Raw genomic sequence first — 26,165 nt, 5'->3', positions numbered from 1 at the left:
CGCCCTCAGGACGGGATGTTCTGCTCCGCCCAGACCACCTTGCCGGTGACGGTGCGGCCGGAACCCCAGCGGCGGCAGAGCATGTTGACGAGCTGGAGGCCGCGGCCGCCCTCGTCGCTCAGGTCCGCGTGCTGGATCTGGGGCAGGTCGGGGCCGGTGTCCGCGACCTCCACGACGAGACGCTCGCCGCGCAGCAGGCGGAGCGCGCCGGGTCCGTTGCCGTAGCGGAGCGCGTTGCCGACCAGCTCGGAGACGACGAGTTCGCACACGTCCGCCAGTTCGTCGAGTTCCCACACCGCGAGCTGGTCCCTGACCAGGTGCCGGGCGGCGGACGCGGCGCGCCCGTCCTGCGGCAGCGGCCAGACGCGCAGGTCGTCGCCGATCCCCGGTGCCGTCGTCGCGGTGAGGAGCACGGCCTCGTCGAACCGGGCCGCACCGGCCGGCGCGCGCCGGACCAGGCCGTCGCCGGCGAGATCCTCCGGGGACAGGCCGAGAGCCACCGAGCGCAGCAGCTCCAGCTGCTCGCTCAGGTCCGTCTCCCGGGACTTGACCAGGCCGTCGGTGTACATGACCAGGCTGCCGTTCTCCGGCACCGTGAAACGCACGGCGTCGTACGGGATCACTCCCGCGCCGAGCGGCGCGCCGATCGGTACGTCCACGAACTCGGCGGAGCCCCGCCCGTCGAGCAGCAGCGGCGGCAGGTGTCCCGCGAGCGCCATCGTGTACGTCGAGTCCGCGGGATCGTGCACCGCGCACAGGAACGTGGCGACCTGCTCGTCCTCCAGATCCCGGGTGGCCAGGTCGAGCCGGGCCAGGACCCGCTCCGGAGCCATGTCCAGCGTCATCAGGGTGCGGGCGACCGCGCGGAGGCGGCCCATCGTGGCGGCCGCCGGCAGCCCGTGCCCCATCACGTCCCCCACCATGAGGGCCGTCCGTCCCCCGGGCAGCGCCATGACGTCGTACCAGTCCCCGCCCGCCCCGTGGTGGGCCGCCGAGGGCGCGTACTCGGCGTGCACCCGCAGCCCGGGCGTGACCGGGGTGGCACGCGGCAGCAGGGTGCGCTGCAGCGTGATCACGTGCTCGCGCTCCCGCCCGTACAGCCGGGCGTTGTCGAGGAACACGGCGGCCTGGGACGCCAGCTGCTCCGCCAGCGCCTGGTCCGTACGGGAGAACGGCGGCGATCCGGGGCCGCGGACGAAGTCGACGGTGCCGAGCAGCAGCCCGCGGGCGATCAGCGGCACCGCCAGGTAGCTGTGGACTCCCGAGGCGCGCATCTTCGCCGCGGCGCTCTCGGTGGGCGCCACCCTGAAGAAGTCGTCCTCGCCCATCCGGCTCACGAGCACGGGCCTGCCCTGCCGCAGACAGTAACGGTGGAGCAGCGTCTCGTGATGCTTCTCGTCGCGGACGAAGGTCTCGCCCACCGGCGTCGGCTCCAGGGAGGACAGCTCCTCGACGGCGGACAGCGCGGTGGCCCGCATCCGGGGCAGGCCCGTGCCCGTCCACCGCGCGCCCTCGTCACCCCGCAGGACGCTCTCCAGGATGTCCACGGCGGCGCCGTCGGCGAACCCCGGCACGGTGAACTCGGCGAGCTCCTGAGCCGTGCGCTCCAGATCCAGCGTCGTGCCGATCCGGGAGGCGGCGGAATTCAGCCAGGCGAGCCGGCCGCGGGTGGTGAGCCGGTCGAGGGGAAACCCCTCGCCCGCCCCCTTGCGGAGCCGCCCGCGAGCACCCGCCCAGCGGTGCGCCCCACCGCTTCTCGTGGAGGGGACGCGCCTGGTCAGGCGCCGTCGCCCGTTGCCGCCGCGCACTCGTTCGGCCTCCAGACAGGAACTCGACGCCTCATGATGCACAGCATGCACTGGAATAAGCCGCGGCGCACCGGTCATGCGGGATCGAATGCACCGCCGACCGGACCCGGAGGCCCGGAGAACGGGGCGCCGACCCGTGCCCCCGGGCGGCACCGGGCCCCGTACGGTCCGGGTGGCGCGGTGGGGGCACGGGGCTCCGTACGGTCCGGGCGGCACGGTGAGGGCGCCGGGCCCCGTACGGGACGGGACCCGGCGCCCTCGGTCACGTTGCGGCGCCCGGTGTGTCGGGGGCCGGTCAGGTCCCGTCGGCGGCGTCGGGGGCCTTCGTGTGGCGCAGCAGCGCCGCGGCGGCCAGGGCGACCACCGCCGCGCAGCACAGGACCGCCAGGGCCTGGGCCCACGCGAACCGTCCGCCGAGACTGCTGTGCAGCACGTCGACGGTGCGCGCACCGGCGACGACGTGGAGAGCGATGAGCCCGATCGTGCCCGCCGCCGTGGCGGCCCAGGCGCTCGCGCTGTCCCGGGCCGCGAGCCAGATCGCGCACACCAGGCAGAAGACGGTCACCACGACCGACAGGACGGCGGTGTTGCCGCCGGCACGCAGCCCCGCCACGTCCGTCGGCAGGTGGACGAGGGCGCACGCGAGCAGCGCGGCCACCGCCGGCCAGCGCAGCGCCGAGCGCAGGGCCGGGGACGAGACGTGGCTGCCCGGGCCCGTCGCGAGCGCGTGGTCCAGGGGCGACCTCGTCGACGTCCCCGGGGTGCGGCGCCGCCTCGGCCCCGACCGGTGCGCGGAGACGGGCCTCATGGGCCCCGTGGCCCCGTCGGGCGCCCGGACCGCGCCCTCGCCGTCCCCTTCACCGCGCCAACTCCTGCCGTCGGCGCCGATGATGCCCACGAGCTCGACGACGTCCTCGATCGGCCGGCCCACGGCCGCAGCGCGCAGGGTGGTCTCGGCCTGGTGGAGGTCGTACCCCGACTCGTTGAGCAGGAAGACCAGTTCCCGGACCTCGTCGAGCGGACGGGACACGGCCGCGGCGCGCAGCGCCACGTCGGCGGGGCTGGACATCTCCCCGGACTCCTTGAGCCGCGCCACCAGAGCGGCGACCTCGGTCACCGGGCGCTCCGTCGCCGCCGTCCACAGCAGGGTGCGGATCGCCTCGTCGCCGTCCTCGTCCTGCTCCTCCGGTGGATCCTCCGCCTGCTCCTCCGGGTCCGTGGCGAGCACGTCGTCGAGCGGCCGGGCTGCCGGGTCGGGTTCCGCCGCCGGTGCGTCGGCGACGGCGGTCGCCCGCGAGGCGGCCGCGTCGGACCCCCATGCGGCCGGGGATATGGACGTCGGTTCGGGGACGGGCGAGGCCGCCCGGGCCGGGAGGGGGTGGGGGAGTGGGTCGGGCCCTGGAGCGGTGTCCCGGGTCCCCGTGTCGTCGTCCGCCGGATTGCTGTCGAAGGGGTCGGGGGTCATGACTGGTACTCCGTTCGTGGAAGCCCGCGAAGGCGTCCACAGTTCCGTGATCGTGACGCGCCGGTAAGCGCGTTCTCCCACCACTAGGCGGCAGTCCACCGGGCTGCGCCATCCGGGAAAGCCCTGGCTGAGCCGTCGGAGCGAAAAACGGCGGGAACGACGCCGTCGCGTGTCGCGGGCGGTCTCCGTGGGCAGGCGCCCGGTCCCGTCCGCGCCGCCCCGCCCGGGCACGGAGCACTGCTGGCGGGGGCGGGGAAGGCGGTGGGGGAAGCACCGCGCGGGGAGGGCGGGGCGGGGTCCGGGGCACGGGGGCTACCACGTACCCGCCGGGAACGTGGGGATACCGCCCGCCGGGACCGGGGTGAGGACTCCGGACGCGACGACCAGACCGCCCGGGTGACTGCCGGGGCCGGTGGCGTTGGCGGTGCCTGTGCCTGTGCCGATGCGGGTCTCGGTGCCGATGCCGGTGCCCAGGGCCGTCGTGGGTGGCCCCTGGCCGGCCCGGTCCGCGGGGGCCGGGGCCTCGTCGGCGGGCAGTTCGGCGAGGAGGGTGAGCAGGAGCAGCCCCGAACGGTTGGAGAGGATGTCCGCCGCCCGGACGAGGCGGGGGAAGTGCTGCGCGGGCAAGGACAGTGCCACGCAGGCGGGTTGGGCGCCCAGCGTGAGCGGCACCGCCGCGCAGACCTCCCGGTCCGAGTACTCCAGCAGGTCGAACTGGCTGGCCTGGGGGCCGTGTCCGTCGAGGACCCGGAACAGCGCGTCGGGATCGGTGATCGTCCGCCGGGTGAGCCGGACCGGGCGGTGCCGGGCCAGGTGGTCCATCCGCTCGGCGAAGTCGAGCTGGGCCATGAGGCACTTGCCGACCGCGCTGGCGTGCGCGGCGAGCCTGAAGTCGACGTAGGGGACCACCGCCGGGGTCGTCGGCCCGTCGGCACAGTGCTGGACGTCGACCTCGCCGTGGGTGTAGCGGCTGATGTAGACGGCGGCGCCCGTGGTGTCCCGGAGATCGTCCAGGAGCCGCGCGAGGGCGTCGTGGCGCAGCACCCGGTCGCCGGCGGGCGCGGGGGAGAAGAGCGGGCCGACGGTGAAGGAGCCGTCGACGAGCCGGCTGAGCAGCAGATGCCGGCACAGCCAGCTCAGGAGCGGGCCGAGCGGCACGCGGTCGAGCCGGGCCGCGACCGCGATCTCGCCCGCGCTCAGGGGGCGTCGGGCGGCGCGGACGGCGTGCAGCACGTCCAGGACCCGCATCGCCGCCGCCCATCGGTCGGGGAGGTGGGGCGTGGCCGGCGTCTGCCGGGCGAGTGCCGAGACGGAGGAGTGCCGCAGCGGCAGCGCGGAGAAGGCGCCGCTCCGGCCGGGTGGCAGTTCGCGCACCGCCTCCCGGGGCAGGGGAGCCGGGCGGGCGGGCTCCGACGGCGCCGTGGCGACGGCCCGTCCGGGGCGGCGGACGGTCGTGGGCAGGGGGACCATCCAGGCGCCCGGGCGGGAAGGGGCCTGCTGGTGGGAGATCGCGAAGATCTCCCTGGCCAGGATGCGGTCGGCGGTCGGCACGGGCCCGAGGTCCTCGTGCTCCCGGTGGAGCACCCGGCGCCGCACCCGCGCCAGCACGCGCCGTACCTGGGGCGTGAGGAGCGGGGCCGCGTCTCGCGAGGCGAGAGCCGCCGCCGTGACCGGGGCGGGGGGCGCGGCGGGGTCCGGGGGTGTGGCGCGGGCCGGAACAGGGGCCGGGTTCGGGTTTGGGTTCGAGGCCGGGGAAGTGGTCGCGGCGCGGGCCGGGTCCCGGGGCGTGGTCGTGGCGTCGGCCGGAGAGGCCTTCGTGGTGGCCGGCCGGCGCTCCGCCCCGGCCAGCCTCCGGAACCAGAGTGCGGCGTCGTGGAACTCCCCGCGCCGGGCGTGGTCGAGGAACAGGCAGGAGGCGGCGAGTGCCACCTCGGCGCCGGCGGCGAGCTGCCACCAGAAGGTCGCCCCCTCGCCGTCGCCGGAGAGGTGCAGGACGCAGGCGAAGACCAGCGCTCCCTCCGGGTCGGCGCCCAGGTGCTCGGCGAAGACCGCGAGCCGGGCGCCGGCGTCGCCGGCGAGCACGACGGCCGCGCACAGCGCTTCGAGTTCCCGGCGGGCGTCGTCCGCGTCGGGGAGGGGCGCCGCGCCGTCGGCGTCGGCCGGGGTGTCCGGCCGGGACGGGGGTCCGGTGAGGGCCAGGAGCCGGGCCCGGGAGGCCGCCGCGTCGGAGCGGAGGCGTGGGGTGCCGGCCGATGCCGCGGCGAGGACGTCTTCCACGGACCGGAAGACCCCGTGGGTCTCGCTCATGAGCTGGCCTTCCCGTCTCCGTTGGGTGTGATCGGCATGCGAAGCTCCCGGGCCAGCCGGCGCTTCGCGCGGTTCAGGTGCGAGCGGATCGTGGCCGCGTCGACGTCGAGGATCTCGGCGGCCTCGGCGCTGGTCCGGCCGAGGAGGTAGCAGTGCCTGACCGCCTCGCGCTGACGCTCCGGCAGCCGGGCGATGGCGTCGTGCAGGGCCAGGTTCTCGACCAGCGTGTCGAACGGGTCGATCCCGCCGCTCCGTTCGTCGAGCAGGCCGCCGAGGACGTCGTCGTCGACCGGTATGGGGGTGCGCCGACGGCGGCGCCCCTGATCGATGATCCGTTTCTTCAGGACCGTCCAGGCGTACGCGGCGGGCTTCTCCATCACCGACACCCGCGGCCACTGCCGCATCAGGTCCTGGAAGGTCGTGTCCACCGCGGCCAGGGCCCCCGCCTCCGAGCGCAGGTCGACGTGGGCGTACGCGAAGAAGTCGTCGTGCCAGCGGGCGTGGAACGCCCAGTAGCTCTCGTGGAGCGCGGGGGTCCAGCCCGCCATCGGGGCGGGACACCGCGGCAGGTGCACCGCCCCGTCGGACTCCTCCGTCTCCTCCGTGCCGACCTCGCTCACCCGGTCACCTCGGGCCGTACGTCGTCCGCCGCGCCCGTACGGCGCAGGGCTCCGGAGCTGATGTCGGAGAGGGCCGTGCGCACCGCGGCCGCCAGCAGACGCCGTCCGCAGCGGACGACGTCTCCCCCGAACACCCGCATGACCACCGCGGCACCGACCAGCCACTCCGTCGTGCTGTGCTGCACCAGCTCTCCTCCTGTCGCGCCTGATCACCGCCCGCAGCCCCCCTTCTCCGCGGCACCGGAGGCGACCGCCTCCACAGGTAACAGCGACGCCCGGAGCTCCAGCGTGCACAGGAAAAACAAAGAAATATAACTGTCGGTAATCGCCCTTGATCGATCCGTTTCGGTCGCAGAGCTGCGGGGCGTTGTCAGACCCCCCTCGTAACGTCGGCAGTACGGGGCCCGGGAGTCGCCCGGCCCCTCGGCGTAAGGAGCGGTCATGGGTGAGATCAGCGTGGACCGGCGGCACCTCGACCGCCTGCTCGCGGACACCGCGAGCGCGTACGGGCACCCCTATCAGCAGGCCTTCGCCGAACTGGCGGCCTCCCACCGCGGCCGGCCGGCCGCGACGATCGTGCCCCTGCTGCGCGCCGCGGCGGAGCGGGCGCTGCTGGGCTTCACCGCGGCCGACCTCGCCGACCAGGCCGAGGCCATCAGCAACGGAGCCCCGTATGAGCTCCGGATCCGCGTCACGGGACGCTAGGGCGGCGAATCACGAACCGGAGCGTCCGGACCGGAGCGGGGCGGACCGGAGGGGCCGGACTGGACCGCGACCGGACCGGGGGTGCGACGCCCGGGTGCGCGCGGGCGCGGCTGTGACGGGCCCGCCGTGCTCGCCGGGTCCCGGAGCCGGGGTCAGGAGGCCGGGCCCGGGGCGGGCTCCTGGCCGGTGCCGCGGCAGTCCGGGCAGTCCATGCCCAGCCCGCACTCGGGGCACTGCCGGCTGTCGAGGAAGCCGAGGCCCTCGCAGGTCCGGCACGAGCCCCAGCCCTCGCACATGCCGCACAGCCGGTGGCCCGGCCGCAGCGTCTCCGGGGTGGCCGCCCGGGGCGGGCGGATCCACCGGGCGTGGATCCAGACGACGGGGGTCATGCCCGAGATCCGCAGCGTGGTGCCCGTGGCACGGACGCTCGCCTCGAACAGCGCGCGCTCGCCTGCCGGGCGCGTGGCCTTCACGAACGGGTGCCCGCCGAAGCTCTCGCCCGGCTCGGTGCGCCAGCCCGCCGCGCGGAGCGTCTCGGCGGCCACCGGTGCGGCGGTCTCGTACGGGACCTCCGGCAGGAGCAGGGACATGGCGAAGCGCTTGCCCATCATGCCGCTCACGTCGTAGCGGTCGTCGGTGCGCTCCTCGGAGCGCGGCTCCCGGCCGGGAGCGACGGCGTCCGCGACGGCGCGCAGCTCCGCCCGCAGCCTCTCGACCGCCCGCGCGAACCCCTCGGCGGCGCCCTCGATCTCCTCGCTCATGGCCACCTCCCCGTCCCCACTGTACGGACGCGCGCGGGACGGGGGCTCAGGTCGGGCGGAGCCGGGGCGAGGGCCGTCCGGCGCCCGACGGCCCCTCAGCGCACCGAACCGTGGGGCCCCGAGGCGTGGAAGGGCACGCCGCGAGTCCGGGGCGCCGACGTGTGCCCGCGGCGGAGCCGGGTCGCGCGGCGGCACGGGCGAGGCGACGGGGTGGGGGCGTACCGGCGGCGCGTCGCGGGGAGCCGCGGGTGCGACGGGGGCGGGCGCCGGGCCGGCCTCAGCGGGCGGACTTCAACGCCTCGTGGTCGATGCCCAGTTCGCGAACGAGTGCGTCGTCGACCCAGTCCAGCATCGTCGTGCGGCTGAGCGACCCCTGGTACGACGTGCTCTGCACGGCCAGTCCGTCGAGCAGGGCGGTGAGCCGCCAGGCCGCGTCGGCGGGGTGCTCGCACACGAACTCGCCGGCCGCCACCCCCTCCGCGACGACCTCGGTCATGGCGGCCTTCCACTGCCGGTCGAGGCCGTGGGTGAGCTCGCGCAGCGCGGGTTCGCGCAGCGCGGCCGCCCAGCCCTCGATCCACAGGCGCCAGCCCTTGGCCTGGCCGGTCGGCGCGTACCAGCGGACCGCCGAGCGCAGGCGCCGGGTGGCGCTGGTGCGGGGCTTGTCCAGGATCGCGCGCAGCTGGGCGAGATCGGCCTCTGCGGCGTGCGCGAAGGCCTCGGCGACGAGGAGTTCCTTGGTGGAGAAGTGGTAGAGCACCAGGGAGCTGCTGACACCGAGCACCGAGGCGACGTCCGCGATGCGCACGTTGCTCACACCCCGGGCCTCGATCTGCTCGACGGCGACGCGCAGGATCTCCGCGCGCCGCTCCTCCACGCTCAACCGGACTCTGGCCACCCCCGCACCCTACACAGCCCCTGACACCCCCGTATGGCCGTCTTTTCCGCCCCGGACACCGGCTGAGCGTGACGTCAGCAGACGTGTCACCCATGCCGCTCCCGGTGAGACCGGGAGGCAGGGCGGCGGCGGTTCGATCACGGCGTCCTCCCCCTCGTCCGCTTAGCGTGGACGGCGCCGGTGGCACCGCCGGCCGACTGCCTCTCGACGTGGCAGTCCGAGGGCCGTGCCGGCGGACCCCCACGCGGGCCGCCGCACCTTCGCGATTCGGATCGGGCGCATGAAACGAGAAGCAGTCACGGACACCGTCGTGCTCATCCACGGCCTCTGGATGACTCCGCTGTCGTGGCAACACTGGGTCACCCGCTACGAGCAGCGCGGGCTGAAGGTGATCACCCCCGGCTACCCGGGCATCGAGCCGGGCACCGCCGGGGTCGAGGCGCTCCGCAGGGACCCGTCCCCGCTCGCGGGCCTGGGCGTGCGCGAGGTCTTCGAGCATCTTGCGGAGGTCGTCGGCTCGCTCGACACGAAGCCGGTCATCATGGGGCACTCGTTCGGTGGAGCCTTCGTCCAGCTCCTCCTCGACGCCCGCTACGGCGCGGCCGGGGTGTCCATCGACGGCGCGGCCGTGAAGGGCGTCCGGTCCCTGCCGCTGAGCGAGATCAAGGCCACCTTCCCGGTGCTGCACAACCCGGCCAACAGGAACCGCGCCGTGCCGGTCACCGAGAAGGACTTCCACTACGCCTTCACGAACAACCTCGACGCGGAGGAGGCGAAGGCCGTGTACGACCGCTATGCCGTCCCGGTCTCGGGCCGCATGCTCTTCCAGGGCGGATTCGCGAACTTCACCCCGAACGCGGCGACGGCCTACGACTTCGCCAACTCCGACCGCGCGCCCCTGCTGTTCATCTCCGGCGGCAACGACCAGATCCTCCCGCCCTCCGTCCAGCGCGAGAACTACGAGAGGAACGCGAAGCACTCGAAGGCCGTCACCGCGTACAAGCTGTTCGACGGCCGCAGCCACTACACCTGCGGCGAACCCGGCTGGGAGGCCGTCGCCGACCTCGCGCTCGACTGGGCGCTCGCACCCACCCCGGGAGAGCTCGACGCCGCCTGACCGCTCCCGGCTCACGTTTCCCCGCCTGTAGGGGTTCACCGCACGGCCCCAGGACGGCGCCCGGCCGGCGGCCGGTGGACCGTGCCCGGGTGCGCCCGTCCAGGGCGCCGGAAGCCGGCCCGGCAGTCCGGCGGCCCCGTCCGGCGGGCGGCCCCGTCCTCCCCTGCGGCCCCGTCCTCCCCTGCGGCCCCGTCCTCCCCGGCAGCCCCGTCCTCCCCGGCAGCCCCGTCCGGTCGGCAGCCCATCCGCCCCCGCGGCGCCCCCGTCCGGCCCGGTGGGCCAGTCTCGTAGGCCCGACGGAGAGGTGGCGCCGGCCGCGACCGGTCACGGGCCGGGGAGGGCGTCACGGCTCATGCGTACCAGCCGAAGCGCTCGGCCAGCACCGGCAGCCGGTCGGCGACGACCGCGTGCGCCGCGACGCGCGGCGTCGTCCCGTCCAGCTCCGCCCGGGTGAGGACCTGTTCGACGAGGGCGCGCATGGAGCGCCGGATGTGGGCGAAGGCCTCGTCCGGGTCGGCGCCGATGTCACCGAACAGGGTCCACCACCACCAGGCGTTCGTCGCGGAGTTGACGACGACGTCCGGCAGGACGGTGATCCCGCGGGCCGCGAGGAGCTCCTCCGCCTCGGGCAGCACCGGCATGTTGGCCGCCTCGACGATCCAGCGGGCCGTGACGGAAGCCTGGTTGGCGGCGTCGATCGCGTACGAGACGGCCGCCGGGACCAGGACGTCGGCGGGGACGCTCAGCCAGGCGTCGCCCGGCAGTTCGGCGTCGCCCGGCCGCAGCGCGGACCGGTCCACCGTGCCGTAGGAGTCGCGGGCGGTGAGCAGGGCCTCGACGTCCAGGCCCTCCGGACGGGCGATCGTCCCCTTCACGTCGGCGACGGCGACGACCCTCAGCCCGGCCCGGGCCAGAAACCGTGCGGTCGCCCCGCCCATGGTGCCGAAGCCCTGGATCGCCACCCGTGTCCCCGCGTGCGGGACACCGGCCCGGTCGAGCCAGGTCAGGACGGACTCGGCGACCCCGCAACCGCCCGCCAGCTCGTCGAGGCCGATGCCGTCCACCTCCACGGCGAACGCGTCCGCGAGTCGGCGGCGGGCCGTGACCTCGTCGTCGAGCAGCGGGTAGACGGCCTGGATCGAGGAGACCAGACCGGCCTCCTCGGCCGCCCGGTCGACGAGGTCCTGGGAGAGCCCCAGGTCCTCGCCGGTGGTCCAGAACCGTTCGATGTACGGGCGCATCGCACGCAGATAGCGCACCAGCACGCCGTACGCCTCGGGGGCGCGGGGGTCGCAGTCGATGCCGCCCTTGGCGCCGCCGAGCGGCACGTACCGGGCCCGAGGGTCGTAGTGCAGGGCCTCCTTCATCGTCATCCCGCGGGCGAGCCCGGCGACCTCGTCGAGGGTGCAGCCCGCGCGCATCCGCAGCCCGCCGCTGGACACGCCGCGCACCAGCCGGTCGATCACCAGATGACCCCGGCGGCCGGTGACGTGGTCCGTCCACGTGAGCGAGACGAGCGGGGCGGCGGTGGTTCCGGCGGTCTCGGATGTCGTCATCTCGGCGGCTCCTCGGGGACGGTGACGATGGCGGGTCCGGGGGTGACGGGTGCTTCGGGCAGAGCGGCGGCGAGCTCGGCCGGCGGGCGGACCTCGACACCGTGCCCACCGTAGGCGCGGGCCAGTCCGGGCCGGTCGACGGCCCTGGGGGTGTGCACGGGCGCGGCCCTCTCCGCGCGGATCACCGCCCGGCCGTGGTGGGCGTGCGGGCAGCCCCGGGCGCCGGGGACCGCAGCGCGGCCCAGGTCCGGAACGCGGCCGTCCGCGACGCCGTCGGATCGGCCGTGGCGGCCTGTGCCGTCACCGGCGGACCGGCGTCGAGGAACTCGTCCACGGTCCGCGCCCGGAGGCGGATCTCGTCGTGGGTGACTGCCCGGCCGAGCGCGACGGCGGTGCGCCGCCGGGCGGTGAACGGGATCGGCCCGGTGGGGAGGTCGGGCACGGTGCCTCCTGGCGCGACACAGGATACTGACTGAACCGTCAGTCAGTATCGGCAAAGCGGACGGCGCTGTCAAAGGCCCGGGGCCACGCCGCCGGGCCGCGCTGTCAAGGGATCGGGGCCACGCCGCCGGGCGGTGGTGTGCACGCCGCGGCCCACGGCATCGGCGCGGTTCCCGTAGGGTCGGAAAATGGCCAAGTACTTCGACGTCCACCCGCAGTCGCCGCAGCCGCGCACCATCGGCACCGTGGTCGACAGCCTCCGGGCCGACGCCCTCATCGCGTACCCCACGGACTCCTGCTTCGCGCTGGGCTGCCGGATCGGCAACCACGACGGACTGGAGCGGATCCGGTCCATCCGGCGCCTCGACGACCGGCACCACTTCACGCTGGTCTGCGAGAACTTCGCGCAGCTGGGCCAGTTCGTCCACGTCGACAACGACGTGTTCCGCGCCGTCAAGGCGGCGACCCCGGGCAGCTACACCTTCATCCTTCCCGCCACCAAAGAGGTGCCGCGCCGCCTCATGCACCCCAAGAAGAAGACCGTCGGGGTGCGGATCCCGGACCACGCCGTGACCCGGGCCCTGCTCGCCCAGCTGGGCGAGCCCCTCGTCTCCAGCACCCTGCTGCTTCCCGACGAGGCCGAGCCGCTGACCCAGGGCTGGGAGATCAAGGAGCGGCTCGACCACGTCCTCGACGCCGTCGTGGACTCCGGCGACTGCGGCACGGAGCCGACCACCGTCGTCGACTTCTCCAGCGGCGAGGCGGAGATCGTCCGGCGCGGGGCCGGCGACCCCGCGCGCTTCGAGTGACCGGGCGCCCGGCGTGTGCCGGTCAGCCGACCGGCAGCGACAGGCTCGGGAAGGCGAAGCGGTACGGGTGACGGTACCCGGCCTCGCCGCCGAGGATCAGGTCGGTCGCGCGGGCGACGCCGGCGGCCCGGGCCGTGCGGACCAGGAGGTCCGCCAGGGCGCCGGGGTCGACCTCGCCGGGGCCGCCCGCGTCCACGCGCCACGGGGCCTCGCCGGCGGGGCGCCCGTCGAGGTGGTCCGGCGGGAGCGATTCCCGGGAGGTCCACCCCAGGGCCGCCGCGTGTTCGCCGCGGGCCGCATCGGCGACCAGGTACGCGGTGTAGTCCAGGTGGAGCCGCGTGCCGGAGTCGACGCAGAAGAGCATCGGGGCGCCGGCGCCGGCGATCCGCCCGTACAGGGGGAGGGAGTGGCTGATGCCGAGCGCCCGCGTCTCCGCCGGGAGGGTGCGCAGGAACGCCGCCAGGGTGAGGTGCAGGTCGTCCCAGTCTCCCGGGCCCTCGTGCCGCGGCTCGTCGACGGAGAGGCCGGAGTCCTCCCGGGTCCCCAGGAATCCGGTGCCCGCGCTCTGGTACCAGGTCTCCCACGTCGCGCTCGGCTCCAGGACCAGCTCCGGGCCGGCGGCGCCAGCGCGCAGCTCCAGGGTGGTGGCGCCGTGGCGCCAGCGGAGGAAGGGCCTGCCCCAGCGGGGATCGGCCCGGCGTCCGGGCGGACGGGTGTGACCGTGCGCGCCGAGGAAGGCCGCCTCGCCCAGCGCCGCCCGCAGCACGTCGGCCACCCGGCGGAACTCCACCGCCTGCGCGAGCGGGTCCGCGTCCGGCCGGCTCAGCGGCACGACGAGCGCCGCCGGATCGCTGTGGACCTCGGTCGGAAGCCCGAGCCGGGCGGCGAGTTCGGGCAGGGACGCCCCGGGCCGGTGGAGGTCCGGGGCCGCCGCCGAGAGGGTGCGGGCGGCCACGGTCAGGTCTTCGGTGCTGATCACGGTGCATTGCTATCAGCCGCTGCCGACACCCTGACGCATACCCGACCTGCTGCGATGTCGGCGGGCCGGGTTAATGTGCCCCCTGAGGCGCACTGGACGAACGAAGCCGAACGAACCGTACGAAGCGGAAGAAACGGAGGCCGACCATGAGCAGGAACCGTGCCGGCCGCCCGCCGGGCACCCGGACCAACGAGGACGGGCTGACCCAGCGGCAGCAGCAGATCCTGGACATCATCCGCTCCCACACCCGTCAGCACGGGTTCCCGCCCTCGATGCGGGAGATCGCGGCCGCGGCCGGCCTCCTCAGCACGTCCAGCGTCTCGCACCAGATCCGGGCCCTGGAGAAGAAGGGCGTCCTCCGGCAGGACCCCCAGCGCCCCCGTGCCTACGTGCTCGCCGACGGCCGCCCCGAGGCCGGGGCCGAAGGCGCCGAGCGCGGTGTCAGGAGCCAGGCCGAGATCCTCGGTGAGCGGCAGGCCGTCGTGGTGCCCCTCGTCGGACGGATCGCGGCGGGCGTGCCCATCACCGCCGAGGAGCTGGTCGAGGACAATCTCGTCCTGCCCGCCCAGGTCGTCGGCGCCGGGCGGCTGTTCGCCGTGACCGTCGTCGGCGACTCGATGCGGGACGCCCACATCGAGGACGGCGACCTGGTGGTCGTCCGCGCGCAGGACACGGCGGACGACGGTGACATCGTCGCGGCCATGCTGGACGGCGAGGCCACGGTCAAGCGCCTCGCCCACGACGGCCCGCACGTGTGGCTGAAGCCGGCCAACCCCTCGTACGAGCCGATCCCCGGCGACGAAGCGGTCATCCTCGGCAAGGTCGTGTCGGTGCTCCGGCGCCTCTGACCCCGCGGAGCGCGCCGGCGCCCGCCGCCGGCGGGCCGTCAGCCCAGCGCGTCCGCGTCGGGCACGACCACGCCGTAGAGGTCGCCGATGGTCGCGAGCGCCCCGCGGTGCAGCTGCTCGGCGGAGAGCTCGGCGCCGACGGTGGCGAGCGGGCGGGTCGCGCAGGCGTCGGCGACGACCGTGGGACGGTCGCCGCGCAGGAACGCGCCGGCCGCCGTGAACGCGACGCACATGTGGGTCATGAAGCCGGCGATCACCACGTCCCTGTGCCCGGCGGCGTCGAGGTGCTCGCCGAGCTCGGTGCCGACGAACGCGTCCGGCGCCGTCTTCACGACGACGCGCTCGCCTGCCACGGGCGCCACCCGCGGGTGGATCCGCCCGATCTCGGCGCGGATGTCGTACGGTCCGCCCTCGCCGCCGTCGTTGACGACGTGGACGACCTCGGTGCCGGCGGCCCGGGCCCGGGCGAGCAGCTCCGCCGCCGCGTCCAGGGCGGCCTCCCAGCCGGTCAGCTCCATCACGCCCCGGGTGTAGGTGTTCTGGTAGTCGATCAGGATCAGCGTGGCGTCCGCGAGCGAGGCCGGCGTGCGGTCGAGGCCGATGACGTCGCGCAGGGTGGCCGAAGGCGTGGTGGCAGGCATGACTGTCCCCTCCCAGGGGGTGGTCCGGATGCGGGTCGGGCACGGCGGGAGCCCGCGCGGGCATCGCCCGCGCAAACTCACCGCCCGTGCTTCCACGCTACGAACCGCCCCGGGATGGCGGCAATGACGTACGAGTTGCAGATCCGGACATCACCGCCGTGCGTCCAGGGGGCCGGACCGGGCTCAGTGGCCGGGCGCACGCTCCCCGACGGGATCGGGAAGCCGGTCCCCGGGGTCTCCCGCAGGCTGCCGCCCCGGCCCGCCCTCCGCGAACGCGTCCTCCGCGCCGGGGCGGCGACGGGCCGACAGGCCGGTCAGCAGGCCCGCGAGGGGCTCGGTGTAGCGGGCGGTGAGCGGGCCGACGACGACCAGGATGAGTACGTACGCGGTGGCCAGGGGGCCCAGGGACGGCTCGATGCCGGCGGTGACCGCCAGTCCCGCGATGACGATGGAGAACTCGCCGCGCGCCACGAGTGTGCCGCCCGCGCGCCAGCGGCCCTTGCGCGAGATGCCGGCGCGGCGCGCCGCCCAGTAGCCCGTCGCGATCTTCGTGCCGGCCGTCACGGTGGCGAGCACGAGCGCCGGGAGCAGTACCGGCGGGATGCTCGCGGGGTCGGTGTGCAGCCCGAAGAAGACGAAGAACACGGCGGCGAACAGGTCCCGCAGCGGGCTGAGCAGGTTGTGCGCGCCCTCGGCGACCTCGCCGGACAGGGCGATGCCGACCAGGAAGGCGCCGACCGCGGCGGACACCTGGAGCTGCTGGGCGAGGCCCGCCACCAGGAGGGTCAGGCCGAGGACCACGAGGAGCAGCTTCTCCGGGTCGTCGCTGGAGACGAAGCGGGAGATCAGGCGTCCGTAGCGGACCGCGAGGAAGAGCACGAGACCGGCGACGCCGAGGGCGATGGCCAGGGTGACGCTGCCCGCGGCGAGCCCGACGCCGGCGAGGAGGGCGGTGACGATCGGCAGATAGACGGCCATGGCCAGGTCCTCGAGGACGAGGATGCTCAGGATCACGGGGGTCTCGCGGTTGCCGAGGCGCCCGAGGTCGCCGAGCACCTTGGCGATGACGCCGGACGAGGAGATCCAGGTGACGCCCGCGAGGACGACGGCGGCGACCGGACCCCAGCCGAGCAGCAGGGCCATGGCCGCGCCAGGAAGGGCGTTGAGCGCGGCGTCCACGAGCCCGGCGGGGTACTGCGTCCGGAGATTGGTGACCAGGTCGGTCGCCGTGTACTCGAGGCCCAGCATGAGCAGCAGCAGGATGACGCCGATCTCGGCGCCGATCGCGACGAACTCCTCGCTCGCGCCGAGCGGGAGGAGTCCGCCCTCGCCGAAGGCGAGCCCGGCGAGGAGGTAGAGCGGGATGGGGGAGAACTTCAGCCGTCCGGCGATACGGCCCAGGAGCCCCAGGCCGAGGATGATCGCACCGAACTCGATGAGGAAGAGGGCGGACGAGTGCATGGATCACTCCCTTTCGAGGATCACGGCGGCGGCGTCGACCCCTTCGCGGGTGCCGATGACGATGAGCGTGTCGCCCCCGGCGAGGCGGAAGTCGGGGCCGGGGGAGGGGATGGCGTCGGCGCGGCGCAGCACGGCCACGATCGAGACGCCGGTCTCGGTCCGCATCCGGGTCTCGCCGAGGTGGCGCCCGTTCCAGTGGGACGTGGCGGAGAGCGCGATCCGCTCGGCGACCAGGCCGAGGTCGGTCGTGGAGAGCAGGCTCGGGCTGTGGTGGGAGGGCATGAGGGCGTCGATCAGGGCCTCGGACTCCCCGGCGGTCAGCCGTACCGACAGGGAGCATTCATCGGGATCTTCACGGCGGTAGGCGCTCAGCACCCGGCTCCCGTCGCGACTCGCGACGACGGAGAGCCGGCGGTCCTCACGGGTCGTCAGGTCGTAGCGGACGCCGATTCCGGGCAGCGGCGTACGGCTCATGCGCGCGGCGGGCATGGGCGGACTCCTCGGGGCGGGGGTGGGCATGCGGAACGGAGACGTCCTGCCGGGCAGGCGTCTTGGTAATTACTTTACCCAGGCAACAAATGGGCGGATTGCGGGGGCAGGCCGAACGGATCCGGACAACTCGGCACCTGTCCGGGATCTTGCGCCCCCGACACCGGCGTGGTCGTATGTGCTGTCCTTTTCAAGATCACGACATGGGGGTAAGTGATGACCGGACGCATGGACCGCCGTTCCGTCATACGCGGCGTGGCCACGGCCGGAGCCGGCGTCGCCGCGGGCGCGCTGGTGACCGGCGGGGGCACGGCGTACGCGGCGGGGGCCGGCGGCGATCCGTACGTGGTCAACGTCATGAGCCACAACGCCGATCCGACCGGGGCGACTCCGAGCGACGCGGCGTTCCGCGCGGCCGCCGCCGAGCTGCTGTCGGCCGCCAACTGGCAGAAGAACCCGATCTCCGGCACGATCCTGAAGAAGGTCCTGCTGATCCCGCCGGGCAACTACCTGCTGACGGAGCCCGATTCGCTCCTGCCCAACGTCGACGGACGCGGCGGCGGAGGTGTCGTCGACGGCATCGCGATCACCGGCTACGGCAAGCGCACGTCCCGGATCGTGTACGCGCCCACGGCCAACGACACCACGCTGTGGACCAACTACCGCCGCTACAAGAACATCCGGATCTCCGGACTCACGTTCACCAGCAACAACCCCACCTCCAGCTTCTGTTACTCCTACTCGGAGGACGGCGGCTACGGTGCCCAGGACACCTGGTACACCGACGTGGAGTGGCGGGGCGACTGGAAGCGGGGCATCGGCCTCGACGGCCCCCTCGACTCCCCGCCGCCGCCGGCGCAGCAGGTGCCGCAGTCCGACCTCAACAGCGAGATGGGCTGGGACCACTGCCAGATCGGCGGCACCTACTCCGAGGCGTTCCTCGTCATGGGGATGAACACGGCCGCCACCCAGCAGGACCAGTTCCTCAACTACTGGTTCCGCGACTGCAAGGTGGAGTTCAAGTCCGGGGTGTTCGTGAAGAACGTCCGCGGCGGCTCCATGAACTTCATCGGAGGCTCCTACATCCTCACCGACGCGAGCAGGCCCGGCACCTTCTTCCAGCTGACGTCCGACGCCTCCACCCGGTTCGACTCGGTGCTGCGCCTGTACGTCCAGGGCATCCGCTTCGAGGTGCAGAGCAAGAGCCACAAGGTGATCGACTCCCGCTGGACGAGGGGCAACATCACCTTCGTGTCCTGCGACGACACCGCCCAGCACTTCCAGAGCTGGGCATCGGACGCGGTGCCGCACCAGTACGCCTTCAACGCCGGCGGCAACAGCGGCCCGATGGTCCGCTACGTCGACTGCGCGCTGATGGGCTCGCACAGGGTGGAGACCGGGACCGCGCCGACCACCTCGGGCAAGGTGCTCTACGACGGCTGTCGCTTCATCGACATGAACGCGCCGACGGGCACGAGCGGCTTCCTGCGCTGGACGGGTGTCGCACCGCGGCACGAGATGCGGGACTGCCTCGCGGGGCCCACCTACACGGCGGACGTGAAGTACCCCGCCTGACGCGGTGCCCGGCCCGTCCCGGGGACCGCCCCGATGCCCCGCGCGGCATACCCCGGGCGGTACGCTGCCGCGCGTAGGGGTGGCGAGCAGAGGGAACGATTCGGTTCATGGGGCGTCAGGCGTACGGAGACATAGCGGGCTTGGTGGCGGCGACGGCGGTGCTGCTCGCCGTCACGGGCTGTTCCGGCCTGGGCGGAGCGGGCGCGGGCCCGGCCGGTCCCGACGGCGAGGGGCGGCCCCCGGCGTCCTCGGCCGCGCCCTCCCGGACCGGCGGTGCGCCGGGCGGCCCGGCGGACGCCGGCGGCACGCTGCCCGGTCTGCCGGGCGCCTCCCTGGCCCGCACCCAGCTCGCCGGGCTCAGGGTGGCACCCCCGCGGCCGATGAGCGGCTACAGCCGTGACCGGTTCCCGCACTGGACCGAGCAGGGCGAGAACTGCAACACCCGTGAGGCCGTCCTCGAACGCGACGGTGAGGACGTCCGCCGGGACGGCGAGTGCCGGGCGGTGTCCGGCACCTGGGTCAGCGTCTACGACGGCAGGACCGTCACGAAGGCGTCCGGTCTGGACATCGACCACATGGTGCCGCTCGCCAACGCGTGGCGCTCGGGGGCGGACGGCTGGACGCAGGAGAGGCGCAAGGCCTTCGCCAACGACCTGACCCACCCCCAGCTGCTGGCGGTCTCGGCCGTGACCAACCGTTCCAAGGGCGACCAGGGCCCCGACGAGTGGCGGCCGCCGTCCCGGACGTACTGGTGCACCTACGCGCGCGCCTGGACCTCGGTGAAGTCGACGTACGGCCTCTCGGTGACGTTCGCGGAGAAGGCCGAGCTCGTGCGCATGCTGGACACCTGCGGCGGCTGATCCGCGCGGGCGGTTGCGCGGAGGGGCGGCACGGTGGAGACCCCCGTACCCCGCGTGCCGCCCCTCCTCCCCCGATAGAGAGCAGCTCGGTTCCCTCACCCGGGCCCGGGAGTTCCTCCCGCCCCCCGACGGGAGGACCATGGGCCGTGCCGGTGAGAGACGGTGGGCGCCGCGGCTACGGGGGTGTGACCGCGGCGCCGTGAACGACGATAGCGACCGGCGGTGTGCCCCCTGGAGCCGTCCGTTTGGGGGGCTTGCGGCCCCCCACCGGTCAGCCCCCGTCCAGACTGTCCTCGCGGACCCGCACGGCGAGGTCGATCTTCGTGTACGCGGGCCGGCCGGCCTGCCGGTACTTGGCCTTGACCCGGTCCAGGTAGTCCTTCGCGGTGTGCACCGTGATGCCCGCCCGCCGGGCCGTGGACTTGAGGGTGAGCCCGGAGGCGTAGTCGAGCAGGACCTGCCGTTCGCGCGGCGAGAGCCGCGGCGCGGCGGGCCCGTCGTCGTGCGCGCAGGCGAAGGCGAGCTCGGGGGAGTGGGCGCCGAGGCCGGCGGCGACGTCCTTGACGGCGGCGACCAGTGTCGGGAGGTCGTTGTCCTTCGTCAGATAGCCGTCCGCCCCGGCCCGCACCGCGTCGATGATCCGGTGGCGGTCGGGGACCGTGCTGATCACCAGGACTCGGCTGCCGGCGTCGAGCAGGCGCCGGATGTTGTCGGCGGGCGCGGACCCGTCGCGCAGGACCAGGTCGAGCAGGACCACGTCCGGCGCCTCGTACCCGGCGTCGCCGTGGGGGAGTTCGGTGGCCGGCCGGGAGGCGAGCAGCTCGTCGACCGTGGCGGCCGTCGCCGTCAGGCGCAGTTCCGGCACCCCGCCCAGCCAGGCCCGCATCCCGTCCAGGAGCATCCGGTCGTCGTCGACGACGGCCACCGTGATCAGCCGGGCCATCTCAGCTCCACCCGTACGCCCTCACCGGGCGCGGTGTCGACCACGGCCCGGCCGCCGATCTCCGTCATCCGGGCGTGCACCGAGCCCCGCAGACCGAAGCCGGGCACGTAGGCGTCGAGGTCGAAGCCGGGGCCGCGGTCGACCACGGTGACCACGGCCCCGCCGTTCCCGTCACCGGCCCCGGTCGCGGTGAGATAGGCGTGCCCGGTGCCCGCGTGCCGGCGTACGTTGTTCAGGGCCTCGCGCGCGGCGTCGGCGAACGCGGCGGCGACCTCCGGCGGCACGGCGGGCAGGTCGTGGTACTGCGCGGTGACCCGCAGCCGCAGGGCCTCCACCGAGCTCACCGCCTCCTCCAGTGCGGCGCCCATCCCGGGGCGCCGGACCTCGTCGGCGGTCTGCTGGATCAGCCGGCGCAGATAGGCGGCCTCCCGGGCGCAACGCTCCCGCACCTCGGGGGCGTTGGCGTCGACGCCGCCGCCCGCGAGGGTGGTGAGGGTGGCGAGGACGGTGTCGTGCAGGGCCCGGTGGTGGTCGAGCCGTTCGGCGTAGCGGGCCTTCTGCGCCTCGGCGGCCAGCGCGCGGGAGTTGGCCTCGTCCAGGAGGCGGCCCTGGCGGCGCAGGTACCACCACATGATCGACGTCATGACGGCGGAGGACAGCACGGAGTTGAGGTGTCCGCCGAGGACCGCCCGGCTCGCACCCACCAGGTGGTACCCGAGCAGGTGGGTCACGGCGAGGGCGGCGACCGCGGCCAGGGCCTGGTAGCGGGGGAGGGCGATGGCCGCGGCGCCGCTCGCCGAGCCGCCGAGGAGCATCGCCCAGCCGATCGCCGGCGTCTCCCGCACCCCGCCCCACGCGTACAGGACGAAGGGCAGCGCGCAGCCGACGACGAGGACGTCCGCCCAGACCTGCCGCGGGTCGAACCAGCCGCGGCGCAGCGACGTGCCGTAGACCAGGGCGCTCAGGCCCACCGCCGCCGCGATCCCCAGGTACTGCAGGGGGTGGGCGTGGGGGCGCTGGGCGACGGCGAGGACGCCGACCGTCAGATGGCTCGCCCGGTAGAGCAGGGTGGTGAGGATCATGAAGGACCGGGCGCGCTGGAGCGCGGAGCCCGCTCCGCCCGTTCGCCTCCACACGTTCGAGCGCCATGAGAGTAAGGACCGCACCGGCAAGACCGCGCCTTTCTTCCGCCGTGTCACGACTGTCCCCGTCGCCCCGCATTCTGCCCGGGCGGGGAGCCGTCGTCAGGGCCTCTACCAGCCGATTCGCCGGTGGAGTGAAGGAGGTGTGCGGGAGATGTGCGGGGGGTCCGTACCGAAGGGTAACAGGGTGCCGCCGAAGGCTTGTTGGGCGTGGCAGGTCCATGGTTACCTCGGGTAAGTCCACGTCCGGAGCCGGAAGAAGGAAACCCCCATGCCCTCTCCCCGCCTGTCACGGCCCCATCCCGGAGCCCGCCGCGCACGTGTCCGCGGGCGCGCCGGCGGATCCCTCGCCGCCGCACTCGCCGTCCTCGCCGCCCTCGGCGGCGGAGTCGCGGCGCCGGCCGCGGCCGACGCCGGCGGTCTGCGCGAGGTCATGTTCGTCGGGAACAACTGGGACGGCACCGCCGAGGTCATCGCCTCCCGGGGCGACTTCGCGCGCATCGGGCGGGTGAACGTGATCCCCGACCGCGAGGAGCGGATGCGGGAGATCTACCTCGACCCCGTCAGGCTGGCCTTCTTCCTCGGCGTGCGCAGCGGGCCGGGCGAGGGGCACGACCAGTTCGTCGACGACATGTACGCCACCCCCGACGGCTCCGCCATGGTCGTCTCCCGGCCCAGCTTCGCCGACGTCGTCTCCCTCGACCTGCGCACCGGGAAGATCAACTGGCGCTTCCCCGTGGCCGGTTACCGCTCCGACCACATGGCCGTCTCGCCCGACGGCACCCGTGTCGCCGTCTCGGCCTCGACCGCGAACACGGTGCACGTCCTCGACATCGTGTCCGGCCGGCAGCTGGGCTCCTTCAAGACCGGCGACAAGCCCCACGAGAACGTCTTCACCTCCGACGGGCTGCTCTGGAACATGTCCATCGGCGAGGTCACCACCGCCCTCGACGCCCCCTGGCTCGACTGGACCAAGGGCGACCGGAAGATCACCGTGGTCGACGCCACCACCTTCAGGACCGTCCGCGTCATCGACATGCGCGAACGCCTCGACGCCTTCGGCCGCGGCGACCTCTCCGACGCCGTGCGGCCGCTCGTCTTCACCCCCGACGAGAAGAAGCTCTACTTCCAGGTCTCCTTCCTCAACGGCTTCCTCGAGTACGACCTCGCCACCGACCGGATCACCCGTCTCAAGGCCCTCCCCGGCAACCCGGCGACGAACCCCGACCGCACCACCTGGGTCAACGACTCGCGCCATCACGGCCTTTCGATGAGCCCCGACGGCACCAGACTGTGCGTGGCCGGCACCATGGACGACTACGTCACCGTCGTCGACCGCGCCACCCTCCAGGAGGGCCCGCTGGTCGAGGCGGACAAGCCCTACTGGGCGACGGTCAGCGGGGACGGCCGGTCCTGTGTCATCTCCGAGAGCGGCGCCGACCGGGTCACCGCCATCGACTTCGCCACCGGGCGGCGGGTCGCCACCGTCGGCGTCGGCGACCACCCCCAGCGCGTCCGGCTCGCCCACGTCCCCGCCGACTGGACCGGGCCGACGGCCCGTTGACCTCCCGCCTGCCGTGACACGGCGAAGGGGCCTGCCGGGTGTGATCCGGCAGGCCCCCCGTCATGTGGTGCGGCAGGTGCGGCGCGTCCCGGGCGCCGCCCGGGCGGGCGTCAGGACCTGGTCACCTTCACCTCGTAGAGCGAGTACCCCCATCCGGTGGCCCGCTGTACGCCGTGGATCCGCACGTAGCGGGCGGACTGCGAGGGGAACTCCGCCGTGTCGTAGCCGCCGTTCCCGGAGTCCGTGGACCACGCGGTGCGCCAGGTGCCGCCGTCGTCCGACAGCTCGATCCGGTACGCCCGCCCGTAGGCCTGCTCCCAGTCGAGGGTCACCCGGCCCACCCGGCGCACCGAGCCCAGGTCGACCTGCCACCACTGGTCGTCCGACCACTCGCTGGCCCAGCGGGTGCCGGTGTCCCCGTCGAGGGCGCGGCCGGGGGAGTAGTTCACGAACGGGTTCCACCACTCCGAGGTGCTGGCCGAAGTCGGCTGCCCCGCGGCGACGTTGACGCCCATCTCGTGCTTCTCCGTGGACCGCCAGGTGCCCAGGTACGACTCCGCGCCGTTCGCCAGCTCGCCGACGACGCCCGGGCCGCCGGGGGTGAGCCGGATCTGCTCGATCCAGTCGGGCACGAGACCGTTGTGCGCGGCGCCGTCCGTGTTGAGGTCCCAGGTGCGCTGACCCGTGACCTGGCGGTCGAGCACCGAGCCTCCGTCGAAGCTCCTGAACGGGTACTTCACGGCGTTCGGGGCGTCCGGCCCGACCGGGCCGGGCCAGCCGCCCACGCCGTTCATGTCGGTGCCGTAACCGAGGCCGACGCCGTACTTCCTGCGCAGCTCGGCCTTCTGGGCGGCCTCGCCGATGAAGCCCTGGGCGTTGTGCATGTACTCGGCGACGAAGCCGCCGAGCCGGTAGACCCGCTCGGTCCAGTCCAGGTCCATCCAGCTGTGGCTGGAGATGACGCCCGGGTACTCCTCGGCCTCCAGGATGTCGAGGGCGCGGCCGGCCGCCTTCACGCTCATGTGGTCGAGCTCCAGCATCATGCCCCGCTGCATCATGCCCTTCAGGGCGTACTCACCCAGCCGGGTCAGGCCGCGGGTGTTGCAGCGGGCGTCGGAGGCGTACGAGGGCACGCTCACGCCCGGCGGCAGCTTCTCCGTCATCGCGGGCAGGACGGTGGCCAGACCGATCGGGTTGTCGTGCTGCGGGCCGGCGCACTTCTCGGTGGCCCAGAAGGTGCCCGTGGAGAGGAACTGGCCCACGTTCACCGCGACACCCGTGGTGCCGCTGTCGAAGCGGACGCCGCACAGCGCGTTGTCGAACTTGTGGCAGAGGAACATGCTGCGCACGCCGAGCGCGTGCAGCTCGTCGAGGCCCTTGTCGATGTCCGCCTGGTTGCACTGGGCGACGTCGAGGATCATCTTGCAGCCGAACGGCTCCGAGGTCTCGACCCCGAGCACCACCGCGAGCTTGCCCTGCTCGATCACCGAACGGGCCTGCGCCGAGTCGGTGACGATGCGGAACCAGCCCTTGCCCGGGCCGCCGTACATGCGGTCCACGTAGTCCTGCAGCTCGTAGGACTTGCGGGCCTCCAGACGGATGGCGTCCATCTCGTCGCAGCCGCGGTCGCGCGGCAGGATCGAGCAGATCAGGCCGTTGGTGACCAGGTCGTTGACGAGCACCCGCTGACCGCCGCGCCACGCCCGCTCGACCCACGCGTAGTAGTTCTGCTGGTGGCTGAGGGAGTTGTTGGCGGGCCAGTCCTTGAAGGTGGGCCAGCCCACCGGGTCGTGCTTGCCGTTGTCACCGCCCGTGAGGTGCTCGAAGAGGGCGCCCGAGCCGTCCGGGTAGTGCTCCGGGCAGTCCTTGAGGGCCTCGGGGGCTCCGCCCTCGGAGAAGGTCTGGCCGCAGATCATGCGGCCGCCGAACCCCTCGTTGGACATGAGGTGGTTGTGCGCGTCGACGAAGCCGCGCACCTTGCCGTCGGCGGTCGTCCCCTTGAAGGGGGCGCCCGTGACGTTGATCTGCGAGTCGGGCGCCGGCCGGGCGGTCGGCTCCCACCAGGAGCCGGCGTCGGCGGCGGGCACCGGGCCCGCGCCGAAGACGACGGTGGCCAGGGCGATGAACAGGGACACGACGGCGAACCGGCCGCCCGCCCCGCGCGTTGTTGGTCGATTCATGGTCAGCGATGCCTTCGGTCATGGGGGATGCCGGGCTGCGAGCCGTCCTGGGTGTTTCTTGCGGTAACAGTGGGCTCGGCCAGAGGATCGCGAGGAACCACCAGCGAGTCAAGAGTCCGGGTCAAATGACCTGTTGACGATGTTCAGCCTTCGATGAGCGCGACGAGGTGGTCGGCGGTCGTGTCGAGCAGGTCCGCCGCGGCCCGCTCGTCGCCCAGCACCAGATACTGCAGGGTGAGCCCGTCGATGGTCGCCGCGAGCACCCGCGCGAGCAGCTGCACCGGCACCTCGGGCGTCACCTCCCGCAGCGCACAGACCTGCTCGACGAGGACCGCCGCCGACGCCACGTACTGCTCGTACTGCGCCCGGGCGAGATGCTCGAAGCCCTCCTCGCGCAGCGCGTACTGGGTGAGCTCGTAGGTCAGCATGTGCTCGGCCGGGTGGGCCTTCACGTGGTCCCAGTACGTGCCGAGCGCACCGCGCACGGTCTCGCGCAGCGTCGCCCTCGGCTCGACCGCGGACATCACCCGGGCCACGTAGTTGCCCGTGATCGAGCCGATCGCGGCCTCCAGAAGGGCCTGCTTGGAGTCGAAGCAGTAGTGGAAGACGCTCAGCGACACCCCGGCCTCGGCGCAGATCGACCGGGTCGTGGTCCGCGCCACCCCGTCCCTGGCCATGACCAGGACCGCCGCCTCGACCAGCTGCCGGCGTCGTTCGGCCGACGGCATCCGCGCCATGCTTCCTCCTCGCGTCGGGCCACAGGGTAACCGCCCCGCCTGCGACAACGTCCGCCACCGCTCCCGCCCGCCCCGGAAACGCCGCCGCCCCCCGACGCACTTCTCGTGGACCGAGGGCTTCCGGTCGCCGCCCCGTCGCCGCCCCACCAGGCCCGATGCCTCCGCTGAGGGCACACCGAGCGGGCCTCCCGGTAGCCCGGCGGTGAACTGATGGCTGCACAGACCTTGCCAGTGCAATTTCACATTACTATTTTACTGC

At 73.8% G+C, this 26,165-nt stretch carries 25 protein-coding genes; 7 read left to right on the top strand and 18 right to left on the bottom strand.

What is annotated here, in order from left to right; genetic code table 11:
- Window positions 1–5 precede the first annotated feature (5 nt).
- The 5 genes from ACGF1Z_RS03370 to ACGF1Z_RS03350 form a co-directional block, all read right to left on the bottom strand.
- Window positions 6–1,808 carry a SpoIIE family protein phosphatase gene (locus tag ACGF1Z_RS03370; protein WP_393000298.1) on the bottom strand — a complete coding sequence of 601 codons (1,803 nt, stop codon included), beginning with the start codon at window positions 1,806–1,808 and terminating at the stop codon, window positions 6–8.
- Window positions 1,809–2,103: 295 nt separating this feature from the next.
- Entirely contained in the window at window positions 2,104–3,273 is a 1,170-nt protein-coding gene (locus ACGF1Z_RS03365; RefSeq protein ID WP_392999375.1) for a hypothetical protein, read from the bottom strand.
- A 312-nt stretch (window positions 3,274–3,585) separates the two neighbouring features.
- Window positions 3,586–5,580, bottom strand: a complete 1,995-nt coding sequence (locus tag ACGF1Z_RS03360; RefSeq protein ID WP_392999373.1) for an IclR family transcriptional regulator C-terminal domain-containing protein — start codon at window positions 5,578–5,580, stop codon at window positions 3,586–3,588.
- Complete coding sequence (locus tag ACGF1Z_RS03355) at window positions 5,577–6,200, bottom strand: sigma-70 family RNA polymerase sigma factor (RefSeq protein ID WP_392999371.1); 624 nt, start codon at window positions 6,198–6,200, stop codon at window positions 5,577–5,579. The genes ACGF1Z_RS03360 and ACGF1Z_RS03355 overlap by 4 nt, the downstream gene beginning before the upstream one ends.
- Window positions 6,197–6,385, bottom strand: a complete 189-nt coding sequence (locus ACGF1Z_RS03350; protein ID WP_392999369.1) for a hypothetical protein — start codon at window positions 6,383–6,385, stop codon at window positions 6,197–6,199. The genes ACGF1Z_RS03355 and ACGF1Z_RS03350 overlap by 4 nt, the downstream gene beginning before the upstream one ends.
- A gap of 256 nt (window positions 6,386–6,641) precedes the next feature.
- On the opposite strand from ACGF1Z_RS03350, the gene ACGF1Z_RS03345 reads away from it, so the two are divergent.
- Complete coding sequence (locus tag ACGF1Z_RS03345; protein ID WP_392999367.1) at window positions 6,642–6,905, top strand: hypothetical protein; 264 nt, start codon at window positions 6,642–6,644, stop codon at window positions 6,903–6,905.
- Between the two features lie 152 nt (window positions 6,906–7,057).
- On the opposite strand, the gene ACGF1Z_RS03340 is transcribed toward ACGF1Z_RS03345, so the two are convergent.
- Both ACGF1Z_RS03340 and ACGF1Z_RS03335 read right to left on the bottom strand, forming a co-directional pair.
- Window positions 7,058–7,666, bottom strand: coding sequence for a hypothetical protein (locus ACGF1Z_RS03340; RefSeq protein ID WP_392999365.1), 609 nt, complete (start codon window positions 7,664–7,666; stop codon window positions 7,058–7,060).
- Between the two features lie 277 nt (window positions 7,667–7,943).
- A complete protein-coding gene (locus ACGF1Z_RS03335) occupies window positions 7,944–8,564 on the bottom strand; it encodes a TetR/AcrR family transcriptional regulator (protein WP_392999363.1) in 621 nt (206 codons plus the stop codon).
- 280 nt (window positions 8,565–8,844) lie between these two features.
- Between ACGF1Z_RS03335 and ACGF1Z_RS03330 the strand changes: the two genes are divergently transcribed.
- A complete protein-coding gene (locus ACGF1Z_RS03330) occupies window positions 8,845–9,681 on the top strand; it encodes an alpha/beta hydrolase (RefSeq protein WP_392999361.1) in 837 nt (278 codons plus the stop codon).
- Between the two features lie 350 nt (window positions 9,682–10,031).
- On the opposite strand, the gene ACGF1Z_RS03325 is transcribed toward ACGF1Z_RS03330, so the two are convergent.
- From ACGF1Z_RS03325 to ACGF1Z_RS03315, 3 genes are read right to left on the bottom strand one after another with little or no spacing between them, the layout of a single operon-like run.
- Complete coding sequence (locus ACGF1Z_RS03325) at window positions 10,032–11,237, bottom strand: Glu/Leu/Phe/Val dehydrogenase dimerization domain-containing protein (protein WP_392999359.1); 1,206 nt, start codon at window positions 11,235–11,237, stop codon at window positions 10,032–10,034.
- Entirely contained in the window at window positions 11,234–11,395 is a 162-nt protein-coding gene (locus tag ACGF1Z_RS03320; RefSeq protein WP_392999357.1) for a hypothetical protein, read from the bottom strand. The genes ACGF1Z_RS03325 and ACGF1Z_RS03320 overlap by 4 nt, the downstream gene beginning before the upstream one ends.
- Before the next feature lie 23 nt (window positions 11,396–11,418).
- Window positions 11,419–11,679, bottom strand: coding sequence for a hypothetical protein (locus tag ACGF1Z_RS03315; protein WP_392999355.1), 261 nt, complete (start codon window positions 11,677–11,679; stop codon window positions 11,419–11,421).
- Window positions 11,680–11,866: 187 nt separating this feature from the next.
- Here ACGF1Z_RS03315 and ACGF1Z_RS03310 point away from each other — a divergent pair, with 187 nt between their 5' ends.
- Window positions 11,867–12,487: an L-threonylcarbamoyladenylate synthase gene (locus ACGF1Z_RS03310; RefSeq protein ID WP_392999353.1), complete on the top strand. Its 621-nt coding sequence runs from the start codon at window positions 11,867–11,869 to the stop codon at window positions 12,485–12,487.
- A 22-nt stretch (window positions 12,488–12,509) separates the two neighbouring features.
- Here the strand turns inward: ACGF1Z_RS03310 and ACGF1Z_RS03305 are convergent, their stop codons facing one another.
- On the bottom strand, window positions 12,510–13,466 hold the full coding sequence (locus ACGF1Z_RS03305) for a hypothetical protein (protein WP_392999351.1): 957 nt from the start codon (window positions 13,464–13,466) through the stop codon (window positions 12,510–12,512).
- Window positions 13,467–13,612: 146 nt separating this feature from the next.
- Here ACGF1Z_RS03305 and lexA point away from each other — a divergent pair, with 146 nt between their 5' ends.
- A complete protein-coding gene (gene lexA / locus ACGF1Z_RS03300; protein WP_392999349.1) occupies window positions 13,613–14,314 on the top strand; it encodes a transcriptional repressor LexA in 702 nt (233 codons plus the stop codon).
- Window positions 14,315–14,352: 38 nt separating this feature from the next.
- Here the strand turns inward: lexA and ACGF1Z_RS03295 are convergent, their stop codons facing one another.
- The 3 genes from ACGF1Z_RS03295 to ACGF1Z_RS03285 all read right to left on the bottom strand — a co-directional run bounded on the left by ACGF1Z_RS03295 (window position 14,353) and on the right by ACGF1Z_RS03285 (window position 16,905).
- Window positions 14,353–14,955: an isochorismatase family protein gene (locus ACGF1Z_RS03295; protein ID WP_392999347.1), complete on the bottom strand. Its 603-nt coding sequence runs from the start codon at window positions 14,953–14,955 to the stop codon at window positions 14,353–14,355.
- Window positions 14,956–15,138: 183 nt separating this feature from the next.
- A complete protein-coding gene (locus tag ACGF1Z_RS03290) occupies window positions 15,139–16,416 on the bottom strand; it encodes a cation:proton antiporter (protein ID WP_392999345.1) in 1,278 nt (425 codons plus the stop codon).
- Between the two features lie 3 nt (window positions 16,417–16,419).
- A complete protein-coding gene (locus tag ACGF1Z_RS03285) occupies window positions 16,420–16,905 on the bottom strand; it encodes a cation:proton antiporter regulatory subunit (protein WP_392999343.1) in 486 nt (161 codons plus the stop codon).
- Window positions 16,906–17,133: 228 nt separating this feature from the next.
- Between ACGF1Z_RS03285 and ACGF1Z_RS03280 the strand changes: the two genes are divergently transcribed.
- Together ACGF1Z_RS03280 and ACGF1Z_RS03275 are read left to right on the top strand one after the other, a co-directional pair.
- Window positions 17,134–18,480 carry a hypothetical protein gene (locus ACGF1Z_RS03280; RefSeq protein WP_392999341.1) on the top strand — a complete coding sequence of 449 codons (1,347 nt, stop codon included), beginning with the start codon at window positions 17,134–17,136 and terminating at the stop codon, window positions 18,478–18,480.
- A gap of 107 nt (window positions 18,481–18,587) precedes the next feature.
- Window positions 18,588–19,340 (top strand): HNH endonuclease family protein, encoded by a 753-nt coding sequence (locus tag ACGF1Z_RS03275; protein WP_392999339.1) that lies wholly within the window; start codon window positions 18,588–18,590, stop codon window positions 19,338–19,340.
- Window positions 19,341–19,611: 271 nt separating this feature from the next.
- Here the strand turns inward: ACGF1Z_RS03275 and ACGF1Z_RS03270 are convergent, their stop codons facing one another.
- Window positions 19,612–20,283 (bottom strand): response regulator, encoded by a 672-nt coding sequence (locus ACGF1Z_RS03270; RefSeq protein WP_392999337.1) that lies wholly within the window; start codon window positions 20,281–20,283, stop codon window positions 19,612–19,614.
- Window positions 20,271–21,419, bottom strand: a complete 1,149-nt coding sequence (locus ACGF1Z_RS03265) for a sensor histidine kinase (RefSeq protein ID WP_392999335.1) — start codon at window positions 21,417–21,419, stop codon at window positions 20,271–20,273. The genes ACGF1Z_RS03270 and ACGF1Z_RS03265 overlap by 13 nt, the downstream gene beginning before the upstream one ends.
- 277 nt (window positions 21,420–21,696) lie before the next feature.
- Here ACGF1Z_RS03265 and ACGF1Z_RS03260 point away from each other — a divergent pair, with 277 nt between their 5' ends.
- Complete coding sequence (locus tag ACGF1Z_RS03260) at window positions 21,697–22,989, top strand: YncE family protein (protein ID WP_392999333.1); 1,293 nt, start codon at window positions 21,697–21,699, stop codon at window positions 22,987–22,989.
- 110 nt (window positions 22,990–23,099) lie between these two features.
- Here the strand turns inward: ACGF1Z_RS03260 and ACGF1Z_RS03255 are convergent, their stop codons facing one another.
- Together ACGF1Z_RS03255 and ACGF1Z_RS03250 are read right to left on the bottom strand one after the other, a co-directional pair.
- Window positions 23,100–25,169, bottom strand: coding sequence for a discoidin domain-containing protein (locus ACGF1Z_RS03255; protein WP_392999331.1), 2,070 nt, complete (start codon window positions 25,167–25,169; stop codon window positions 23,100–23,102).
- 143 nt (window positions 25,170–25,312) lie between these two features.
- Window positions 25,313–25,906, bottom strand: coding sequence for a TetR/AcrR family transcriptional regulator (locus ACGF1Z_RS03250; protein WP_392999329.1), 594 nt, complete (start codon window positions 25,904–25,906; stop codon window positions 25,313–25,315).
- Window positions 25,907–26,165 lie beyond the last annotated feature (259 nt).

It is taken from the genome of Streptomyces sp. NPDC048018 (assembly GCF_043202995.1).
Classification (GTDB): Bacteria; Actinomycetota; Actinomycetes; order Streptomycetales; family Streptomycetaceae; genus Streptomyces.
Note: the sequence above shows the minus strand (reverse complement) of the source record. Positions and strands in the feature narration are given on the sequence as shown.

Bases quoted from the DNA above. Each gene is read 5' to 3' on its own strand.
- ACGF1Z_RS03340 (WP_392999365.1), bottom strand. From the start codon at position 7,666: ATGAGCGAGGAGATCGAGGGCGCCGCCGAGGGGTTCGCGCGGGCGGTC.
- ACGF1Z_RS03255 (WP_392999331.1), bottom strand. From the start codon at position 25,169: ATGAATCGACCAACAACGCGCGGGGCGGGCGGCCGGTTCGCCGTCGTG.
- ACGF1Z_RS03280 (WP_392999341.1), top strand. From the start codon at position 17,134: ATGGACCGCCGTTCCGTCATACGCGGCGTGGCCACGGCCGGAGCCGGC.
- ACGF1Z_RS03250 (WP_392999329.1), bottom strand. From the start codon at position 25,906: ATGGCGCGGATGCCGTCGGCCGAACGACGCCGGCAGCTGGTCGAGGCG.
- lexA (WP_392999349.1), top strand. From the start codon at position 13,613: ATGAGCAGGAACCGTGCCGGCCGCCCGCCGGGCACCCGGACCAACGAG.
- ACGF1Z_RS03365 (WP_392999375.1), bottom strand. From the start codon at position 3,273: ATGACCCCCGACCCCTTCGACAGCAATCCGGCGGACGACGACACGGGG.
- ACGF1Z_RS03310 (WP_392999353.1), top strand. From the start codon at position 11,867: ATGGCCAAGTACTTCGACGTCCACCCGCAGTCGCCGCAGCCGCGCACC.
- ACGF1Z_RS03270 (WP_392999337.1), bottom strand. From the start codon at position 20,283: ATGGCCCGGCTGATCACGGTGGCCGTCGTCGACGACGACCGGATGCTC.
- ACGF1Z_RS03325 (WP_392999359.1), bottom strand. From the start codon at position 11,237: ATGACGACATCCGAGACCGCCGGAACCACCGCCGCCCCGCTCGTCTCG.
- ACGF1Z_RS03360 (WP_392999373.1), bottom strand. From the start codon at position 5,580: ATGAGCGAGACCCACGGGGTCTTCCGGTCCGTGGAAGACGTCCTCGCC.
- ACGF1Z_RS03260 (WP_392999333.1), top strand. From the start codon at position 21,697: ATGCCCTCTCCCCGCCTGTCACGGCCCCATCCCGGAGCCCGCCGCGCA.
- ACGF1Z_RS03290 (WP_392999345.1), bottom strand. From the start codon at position 16,416: ATGCACTCGTCCGCCCTCTTCCTCATCGAGTTCGGTGCGATCATCCTC.
- ACGF1Z_RS03285 (WP_392999343.1), bottom strand. From the start codon at position 16,905: ATGCCCGCCGCGCGCATGAGCCGTACGCCGCTGCCCGGAATCGGCGTC.
- ACGF1Z_RS03345 (WP_392999367.1), top strand. From the start codon at position 6,642: ATGGGTGAGATCAGCGTGGACCGGCGGCACCTCGACCGCCTGCTCGCG.
- ACGF1Z_RS03295 (WP_392999347.1), bottom strand. From the start codon at position 14,955: ATGCCTGCCACCACGCCTTCGGCCACCCTGCGCGACGTCATCGGCCTC.
- ACGF1Z_RS03275 (WP_392999339.1), top strand. From the start codon at position 18,588: ATGGGGCGTCAGGCGTACGGAGACATAGCGGGCTTGGTGGCGGCGACG.
- ACGF1Z_RS03330 (WP_392999361.1), top strand. From the start codon at position 8,845: ATGAAACGAGAAGCAGTCACGGACACCGTCGTGCTCATCCACGGCCTC.